The sequence below is a fragment of the Enterobacter cloacae complex sp. 2024EL-00711 genome, assembly GCF_047529885.1.
In the GTDB taxonomy this organism is placed as follows: domain Bacteria; phylum Pseudomonadota; class Gammaproteobacteria; order Enterobacterales; family Enterobacteriaceae; genus Enterobacter; species Enterobacter ludwigii.
This window is the reverse complement of record NZ_JBLIZC010000015.1, coordinates 21,408-29,035: the sequence shown is the minus strand read 5'-3', so window position 1 is coordinate 29,035 and position 7,628 is coordinate 21,408. Positions and strand designations below refer to the sequence as shown.

At 55.8% G+C, this 7,628-nt stretch carries 7 protein-coding genes and 2 pseudogenes; 3 read left to right on the top strand and 6 right to left on the bottom strand.

Annotated elements, in window-relative coordinates:
• Window positions 1-316: 316 nt before the first annotated feature.
• Together purH and purD are read left to right on the top strand one after the other, a co-directional pair.
• Window positions 317-1,906, top strand: a complete 1,590-nt coding sequence (purH, locus tag ACMVME_RS22525; protein ID WP_251859154.1) for a bifunctional phosphoribosylaminoimidazolecarboxamide formyltransferase/IMP cyclohydrolase — start codon at window positions 317-319, stop codon at window positions 1,904-1,906.
• Window positions 1,907-1,921: 15 nt separating this feature from the next.
• Window positions 1,922-3,214, top strand: coding sequence for a phosphoribosylamine--glycine ligase (gene purD / locus ACMVME_RS22520; protein ID WP_020882989.1), 1,293 nt, complete (start codon window positions 1,922-1,924; stop codon window positions 3,212-3,214).
• Window positions 3,215-3,257: 43 nt separating this feature from the next.
• Here the strand turns inward: purD and ACMVME_RS22515 are convergent, their stop codons facing one another.
• From ACMVME_RS22515 to hemE, 5 genes are all read right to left on the bottom strand, one after another.
• Entirely contained in the window at window positions 3,258-3,950 is a 693-nt protein-coding gene (locus tag ACMVME_RS22515) for a DUF1481 domain-containing protein (RefSeq protein WP_025206411.1), read from the bottom strand.
• Between the two features lie 11 nt (window positions 3,951-3,961).
• Window positions 3,962-4,234: a nucleoid-associated protein HU-alpha gene (hupA, locus tag ACMVME_RS22510; protein ID WP_002445246.1), complete on the bottom strand. Its 273-nt coding sequence runs from the start codon at window positions 4,232-4,234 to the stop codon at window positions 3,962-3,964.
• Between the two features lie 186 nt (window positions 4,235-4,420).
• Window positions 4,421-5,011: a YjaG family protein gene (locus ACMVME_RS22505; protein WP_014168169.1), complete on the bottom strand. Its 591-nt coding sequence runs from the start codon at window positions 5,009-5,011 to the stop codon at window positions 4,421-4,423.
• Between the two features lie 44 nt (window positions 5,012-5,055).
• Window positions 5,056-5,724 carry a deoxyribonuclease V gene (gene nfi, locus ACMVME_RS22500; protein WP_025206412.1) on the bottom strand — a complete coding sequence of 223 codons (669 nt, stop codon included), beginning with the start codon at window positions 5,722-5,724 and terminating at the stop codon, window positions 5,056-5,058.
• A 9-nt stretch (window positions 5,725-5,733) separates the two neighbouring features.
• Window positions 5,734-6,798 (bottom strand): uroporphyrinogen decarboxylase, encoded by a 1,065-nt coding sequence (gene hemE, locus ACMVME_RS22495; protein WP_020882986.1) that lies wholly within the window; start codon window positions 6,796-6,798, stop codon window positions 5,734-5,736.
• Between the two features lies 1 nt (window position 6,799).
• Here hemE and ACMVME_RS22490 point away from each other — a divergent pair.
• Window positions 6,800-6,889 (top strand): annotated as a pseudogene (locus tag ACMVME_RS22490) (hypothetical protein); the annotation flags it as partial.
• Here ACMVME_RS22490 and nudC read toward each other — a convergent pair.
• Window positions 6,858-7,610 (bottom strand): annotated as a pseudogene (gene nudC, locus ACMVME_RS22485) (NAD(+) diphosphatase); the annotation flags it as partial. The pseudogenes ACMVME_RS22490 and nudC sit on opposite strands and share 32 nt — an antisense overlap.
• Window positions 7,611-7,628: the final 18 nt, after the last annotated feature.

Genomic DNA, 7,628 nt, shown 5'->3' with positions numbered 1-7,628 from the left:
CGGGTTAACTGTGAAGTGATTCACATCTGCCGTGTCGATGGAGGCGCATTATAGGGAGTTCTCTGCAGGCCGCAACCGCTAAATGACAGAAAAATGACTGACTGCTGCATTCCCCAGCAAAACCCCGCCTTATACCCTTTTACACACAGACTTATCCACAGAGATACGAAAAAGTGAAAATTCGCGAGCGTTGCGCAAACGTTTTCGTTAAAATGCTCGCGCTTAACAAGGATGCCTCGTCAGGTGTGTTAGATGAGTTTTTCGCTGGAAAATTCATCTAACGCTCTCTGTAATCGTGAAATCCAGGGGATTTACCATGCAACAACGTCGTCCAGTCCGCCGCGCTCTGCTCAGTGTTTCTGATAAAGCCGGTATCGTCGAATTCGCTCAGGCACTTTCTGCACGCGGTGTGGAGCTGCTTTCTACAGGTGGTACCGCTCGCCTGTTAGCAGAGAAAGGTCTGCCGGTAACCGAAGTGTCCGATTACACCGGTTTTCCGGAAATGATGGATGGACGCGTCAAGACCCTGCACCCGAAGGTCCACGGCGGTATTCTTGGTCGTCGCGGCCAGGACGACGGCATTATGGAAAAGCATGATATCGCGCCAATCGACATGGTCGTCGTTAACCTCTACCCGTTTGCACAGACCGTTGCCCGCGAAGGCTGCTCTCTGGAAGACGCCGTCGAAAACATTGATATCGGCGGCCCAACCATGGTGCGCTCAGCGGCTAAGAACCATAAAGATGTTGCCATCGTGGTGAAGAGCAGCGACTACAACACCATTATTAATGAGATGGATGCCAACGAAGGGTCGCTGACGCTGGAGACGCGTTTCGACCTCGCCATCAAAGCATTCGAGCACACCGCCGCGTACGACAGCATGATCGCCAACTACTTCGGTAGCCTGGTGCCTGCTTATCATGGCGAAAGCACTGAACCTTCCGGCCGCTTCCCGCGTACGCTGAACCTGAACTTCATTAAGAAGCAGGATATGCGTTACGGAGAGAACAGCCACCAGCAGGCTGCCTTCTATATAGAAGAAGCGGTAAAAGAAGCCTCTGTTGCGACCGCACAGCAGGTTCAGGGCAAGGCACTCTCCTATAACAACATCGCTGACACCGATGCAGCGCTCGAGTGCGTGAAAGCGTTCAGTGAACCCGCCTGCGTAATCGTGAAGCACGCGAACCCATGTGGCGTAGCGGTAAGCACCTCCATTCTCGACGCTTATGATCGCGCGTATAAAACCGACCCAACCTCCGCATTCGGCGGCATTATCGCCTTCAACCGCGAGCTGGACGCTGACACAGCACAGGCCATCATCTCCCGTCAGTTTGTCGAAGTGATCATCGCTCCTTCTGCATCCGACGAAGCCCTGAAAATCACCGCGGCAAAACAGAACGTGCGCGTACTGGTGTGTGGCCAGTGGGCTGAGCGCGTACCGGGTCTGGACTTCAAACGCGTGAACGGCGGTCTGCTGGTTCAGGATCGCGATCTGGGCATGGTCACCGCGGGCGATCTGCGCGTCGTGACGAAACGCCAGCCTACCGAGCAGGAACTGCGTGACGCGCTGTTCTGCTGGAAGGTTGCGAAGTTCGTGAAATCCAACGCGATTGTCTATGCAAAAGAGAACATGACCATCGGAATAGGCGCAGGCCAGATGAGCCGCGTTTACTCCGCGAAAATTGCCGGTATCAAAGCGGCTGATGAAGGTCTGGAAGTGAAAGGCTCGGCAATGGCCTCTGACGCCTTCTTCCCGTTCCGTGACGGTATCGACGCTGCTGCGGCAGTGGGCATTACCTGTGTTATCCAGCCTGGCGGCTCAATCCGTGACGACGAAGTCATTGCCGCTGCTGACGAACACGGCATTGCGATGATCTTCACCGACATGCGTCACTTCCGCCATTAATCCACGGAGCAGAAAATGAAAGTATTAGTCATTGGTAATGGTGGGCGCGAGCATGCTCTGGCGTGGAAAGCGGCTCAGTCGCCGCAGGTGAAAACCGTCTTTGTGGCACCGGGTAATGCCGGTACTGCGCTGGAACCCACGTTACAGAACGTCGCTATCGGCGTGACCGATATCCCGGCCCTGTTGAGCTTTGCTCAGCAGGAGAAAATCGATTTGACCATCGTGGGTCCGGAAGCGCCGCTGGTGATTGGCGTCGTTGACGCCTTCCGGGCTGCTGGCCTGCAAATCTTCGGCCCAACGGAAGGGGCTGCACAGCTGGAAGGTTCGAAAGCCTTCACCAAAGATTTCCTCGCACGTCATAACATCCCGACGGCGGAATATCAGAACTTCACCGAAGTAGAGCCAGCCCTGGCTTACTTACGTGAAAAAGGTGCGCCTATCGTTATCAAAGCCGACGGTCTGGCCGCCGGTAAAGGCGTTATCGTGGCGATGACGCTCGAGGAAGCCGAAGCCGCGGTTCAGGATATGCTGGCAGGCAACGCCTTTGGCGATGCGGGCCATCGCATCGTGATTGAAGAGTTCCTTGACGGTGAAGAGGCGAGCTTTATCGTGATGGTCGACGGCGAGCATGTTCTGCCGATGGCCACCAGCCAGGATCATAAACGCGTTGGCAATGCAGATACCGGGCCGAACACCGGCGGTATGGGCGCTTACTCCCCTGCCCCTGTGGTCACTGACGAAGTGCATCAGCGCACCATGGACCGCATTATCTGGCCAACCGTCAAAGGCATGGCTGCTGAAGGTAATACTTACACCGGTTTCCTCTATGCAGGCCTGATGATCGACAAACAGGGCAATCCGAAGGTGATTGAGTTCAACTGCCGCTTCGGCGATCCGGAAACACAGCCAATCATGCTGCGCATGAAATCTGACCTGGTGGAACTGTGTCTTGCCGCCTGTGAAGGTAAGCTGGATGAGAAAACGTCTGAGTGGGATGAACGTGCTTCTCTGGGCGTGGTGATTGCTGCGGGGGGTTATCCGGGTAATTACAATACCGGTGATGAGATCCACGGTTTACCGCTGGAAGAAGTGGAAGGCGCGAAGGTATTCCACGCCGGCACGAAGCTGTCTGACGACGATCGCGTGCTGACCAATGGCGGCCGTGTACTGTGTGCGACCGCGCTGGGTCACACCGTTGCAGAAGCACAGAAGCGTGCCTATGCGCTGATGGCAGATATTCACTGGAACGGTAGCTTTAGCCGCCAGGATATCGGCTATCGCGCAATTGCGCGTGAGCAGGGCGAGTAATTCTTCAGCCAGCCCCTCTCCCGTCAGGGAGAGGGGACGTCACTCAAAAACTCTTTTCTGTCGGCTGCCAGGTGCAGAAGTCTTCGTTCGCGACCAGCAGCAGTTGAGAACCTTCCGGCGCTTCCAGCCACGCCACACTCACTTCCATTGATGAATGCCGCTGACGGCGCTCAATATGTTCGGTTGCCCAGGCTTCAAGCTCAGGCTTAACGGTTTGCCCTTCGCAGGTTGTTACCGTGCCATTAGCATGCCAGCGCCCCTGGCGCAGCACAACGCGTCCCTGACGCAGCGCATCGCTGGTCTGGCGGATTTGTTCGGCACGATAACGATAGAGTGCGACTTGATCGCTGGAAAGCTGCTGTTTTTGACCGCTGACTTCCCGCTGCATAAAGCTCAGCTCGCCATGGTCATCAAAACGCACTTTCACATGTTCGGGGGTCTTGCTGTAGACATTCAGTTCTATCAGCGACAGGTCATCGCCCTGCCAGCGATACTCCGCGGTCGACGTATTGCCGTTATGCCACGGACTGAAAGCAGAAAGCAGATGCACTTCGCCGCCAGAATCTTTGCGCCAGATCCTCACCGCACCCTGGTTGTCAGCGTAGCCGCTGGCGGTAAACGGTGGCAGAGAGGTGTCGTGGCTACAGGCGGACAGAAACATCACGCCCGCCAGCGCGAAGAGACCACGCCAGACAGACAAAAGGGGCGTTGCCGCCCCTTCGTTAAAACTGTTCACTGCCACGCGTCTTACTTAACAGCGTCTTTCAGTGCTTTACCAGAAACAAATGCCGGCACGTTAGCTGCGGCGATTTTGATTTCTTTACCGGTCTGCGGGTTGCGGCCAGTACGCTCAGCGCGGTGGTTCACTTTGAAGGTACCGAAACCAACCAGTTGTACAGCATCACCTTCTTTCAGAGACTCAGTAATAGCAGCCAGGGTAGATTCCAGAGCAGCTTTAGCCTGCACTTTAGACAGATCAGCCTTGTCCGCAATTACATCAATCAGTTGAGTCTTGTTCATAAGTTATCCTTTCAATGTGTTTATCGCTTGCTAAGCATCGAGTGCGACGAAAATGCCAAAAAAGCACTCTCCTGCATACACGCACCGATAGCCACTTTTTTTCGCCCCCCAAATGTAGACCAGACAAGGGGCGAAAGGGAAGAGTCGAGGAGCGACAAAACGAGCGTTATATCAAGTTTTGTTGTCTCATTGGTTAAAAATTATACCAATATTGCTCTCACCAGCCTCACGTAAGTCCGCACGGAGCCCTTTTATCAGCTCAATATCGCGTTCTTCACACTCTGCCAGCAGGCGGAAAATTTCCCACTGGATATCCCATTCCTGCTCAACAGCGGGGTTCACTCGCAGCTCTTCGTCGGTCATTTCCCGACCTTCCTGGGTCATTTCCAGCATCGCGACGGTCGTAATGGATGCCTTGCTGACTTCGATAGCATGCTCCAGCGTTTCACCGCTCAGACGGGAATGAATCAGTTCACTTAATGCCACGCAGGCATCAATGGCCGGATAAACACCATACAGGTCGTAGTCATCCGCCGCCGGGATCGCCTCTTCAAGCTTTTCAAGCTGAGAGTCGAAGTTCACCTTAGCGTCTTTGACCGTCAGCGTCTCCCAGATTAAATCCAGGATGCGGCGATAAATCTGCCCTTCACCAAAGCCTGTCTGCTTGCAGAACGCGGCATAGTTGGGATACATGCGCTCGCACAGGCAAGCCATAAAAGTCACGTGCTGCCAGCTTTCCAGCTTCTCAAGGCGCAGATGAATCGGGTTTTGTAGCATGATGAGGTCTCGAATCGAAAATTAGCCGCAGTTTACCTGAATCATCACTGAATTTCTTGCCAACGCGTAAAAGCCGGACGCCCTGACGCTACCGCATCAGCCCAGCGGGTGGGCTCCGGTAAGCGATACCCTTTCATGCAGCGCTGCACCCACGCCAGCGCACTGTCCGTGCTCACCCGATGCCCGGTGGCGATAAACAGGGGGTTACAACGCGCTTTACTGCGCCAGACCCACGCCAGTTGCTCACCCTTATCAATGAGAGGTGCCAGCGCGCCTGGCTCGGCGGAGAGCGGCTCAAACGCACCGCACAGACGTTTTTTAGCCACACCGATGGTGGGGACATCCACCAGCAGCCCAAAATGGCTGGCGACGCCTAAGCGGCGCGGATGAGAGATACCATGGCCGTCGACAAACAGCAGGTCGGGTTTTTGCGAGAGTTGCTCCCACGCTGCCAGCAGCGCGGGATATTCACGGAATGAGAGAAAGCCAGGAATGTACGGCATGGTGGTGGCGATACGCGCCACCTTGTACTCCACCAGTTCCAGCGAGGGATACTTCAGCAGCACCATTGCCGCCCGCGTCACTTCACCTCCCTGCTCAAACCCCACATCTGCTCCGCCAATGTACTGCGGCGGGTCTGTGTCCAGACGATCCTCACGGATCACAGATGAGGCCAGTTCTATCTGTTGAGCGCGTAATGACGCGAGATCCATAACCACTCCTTACTGATGATAATGTGCAGAAAGTCGGTGCACCGCCTCCACAAACGCGCCAGCGTGTTCTGGCGGTACATCCTGATGAATACCGTGCCCGAGGTTGAACACGTGTCCTTCGCCCTGGCCGAAACCAGCGAGAATGGAGGCCACCTCTTCCTCAATACGGGCAGGCTGAGCATAGAGCATAGACGGGTCCATGTTGCCCTGCAGCGCCACTTTGTCACCCACGCGACGGCGCGCATCGGCAATATCGGTTGTCCAGTCGAGACCCAACGCGTCACAGCCGGTTGCGGCCATGGCTTCCAGCCACTGCCCGCCGCCTTTGGTGAACAGCGTCACCGGCACCCGGCGACCTTCGTTTTCACGCAGCAGGCCATCGACGATTTTATGCATGTAATACAGCGAGAACTGCTGGTAATCGCGCCCGGTCAGCACGCCGCCCCAGGTATCGAAAATCATCACCGACTGCGCGCCTGCTTTAATCTGCGCGTTAAGATAGAGTGTGACGCTCTTCGCCAGCTTGTCGAGCAGCGTATGCAGCGCCTGTGGCTCCGCGTACATCATCTTTTTAATGACGGTAAAGGCTTTGCTGCTGCCACCTTCCACCATATAGGTCGCCAGCGTCCACGGGCTGCCTGAGAAGCCAATCAGCGGCACTTCGCCTTTCAGTTCACGGCGAATTGTGCGCACGGCGTTCATCACATACCCCAGCTCCTGCTCAGGATCCGGTACCGGCAGCTTATCAACGTCGGCTTTGCTTTTGATCGGGGAGGTGAAACGCGGACCTTCACCGGTTTCGAAATAGAGCCCAAGGCCCATGGCATCCGGAATGGTCAGAATGTCCGAAAAGAGAATAGCGGCATCCAGCGGGTAGCGGCGCAGCGGCTGGAGCGTCACTTCGCAGGCCAGCTCGGCATTTTTGCACAGCGACATAAAATCACCCGCCTGCGCACGCGTGGCTTTGTACTCTGGCAGATAGCGCCCCGCCTGGCGCATCATCCACACCGGGGTGACATCAACGGGCTGGCGCAGCAGCGCACGCAGATAACGATCGTTCTTCAGTTCGGTCATTTTGCAGTTCCTTATTGCGTCAGTCCGTGAGTGTAACACTACTCATACTCGGCCCGACACATCGCCACGGTATCTTCTATCAGCCGACGGGCTACCGTTCCCGGCGGGGGTAACAGTGGCAAATCGTCATAACGGTACCAGTTCGCGTCCAGCAGCTCTTTCTGGTCGATAACAATCTCACCGCTATCGTATTCGGCCATAAACGCCGTCATCAGCGACTGCGGGAACGGCCACGGCTGAGACGTTACGTAACGCAGGTTCTTCACCCGGATCCCGCTCTCTTCCATCACTTCACGCGCCACCGCCTGCTCCAGCGTTTCGCCCACTTCAACGAACCCGGCAAGAACAGTATGAATGCCGTTGCGATGGCGGGTATGTTGTGCCAGCAGGATGGAATCGTCACGCCGGATAGCGACGATAATGCACGGCGCAATCTGCGGATAATAGCGTTCACGGCAGTGGCTGCAGAGCATGGCCCACTCGGTTTTGCTCGGGTGCATGGTATGCCCGCAGTAGCCGCAGTATTTATGCGATCGGTAAAACTCGGCCAGTTGCACGCCACGGCCTGCCAGCTGGAACAGGCCCACATCAAGATCCAGCACCTGACGAACGGATCCCATGTCCTGGCGGCGAGGCTGCTGGATCAACCACACCGGCTCCCCTTGCCACTCGCCGATCTTCAGCGCAGGCTGACCAACGAGATCGAAACGATCGGCAGTGCCATGGGGTATTTCCCCACCGGGCAGCCATAATTTTTGTTCGTGACTGACAATCCACCAACCCAGATCTGATTTTTCAATAATACGATCCATATCTATTGCACTACCTTC

Bases quoted from the DNA above. Each gene is read 5' to 3' on its own strand.
- purH (WP_251859154.1), top strand. From the start codon at position 317: ATGCAACAACGTCGTCCAGTCCGCCGCGCTCTGCTCAGTGTTTCTGAT.
- purD (WP_020882989.1), top strand. From the start codon at position 1,922: ATGAAAGTATTAGTCATTGGTAATGGTGGGCGCGAGCATGCTCTGGCG.
- hupA (WP_002445246.1), bottom strand. From the start codon at position 4,234: ATGAACAAGACTCAACTGATTGATGTAATTGCGGACAAGGCTGATCTG.
- ACMVME_RS22505 (WP_014168169.1), bottom strand. From the start codon at position 5,011: ATGCTACAAAACCCGATTCATCTGCGCCTTGAGAAGCTGGAAAGCTGG.
- nfi (WP_025206412.1), bottom strand. From the start codon at position 5,724: ATGGATCTCGCGTCATTACGCGCTCAACAGATAGAACTGGCCTCATCT.
- hemE (WP_020882986.1), bottom strand. From the start codon at position 6,798: ATGACCGAACTGAAGAACGATCGTTATCTGCGTGCGCTGCTGCGCCAG.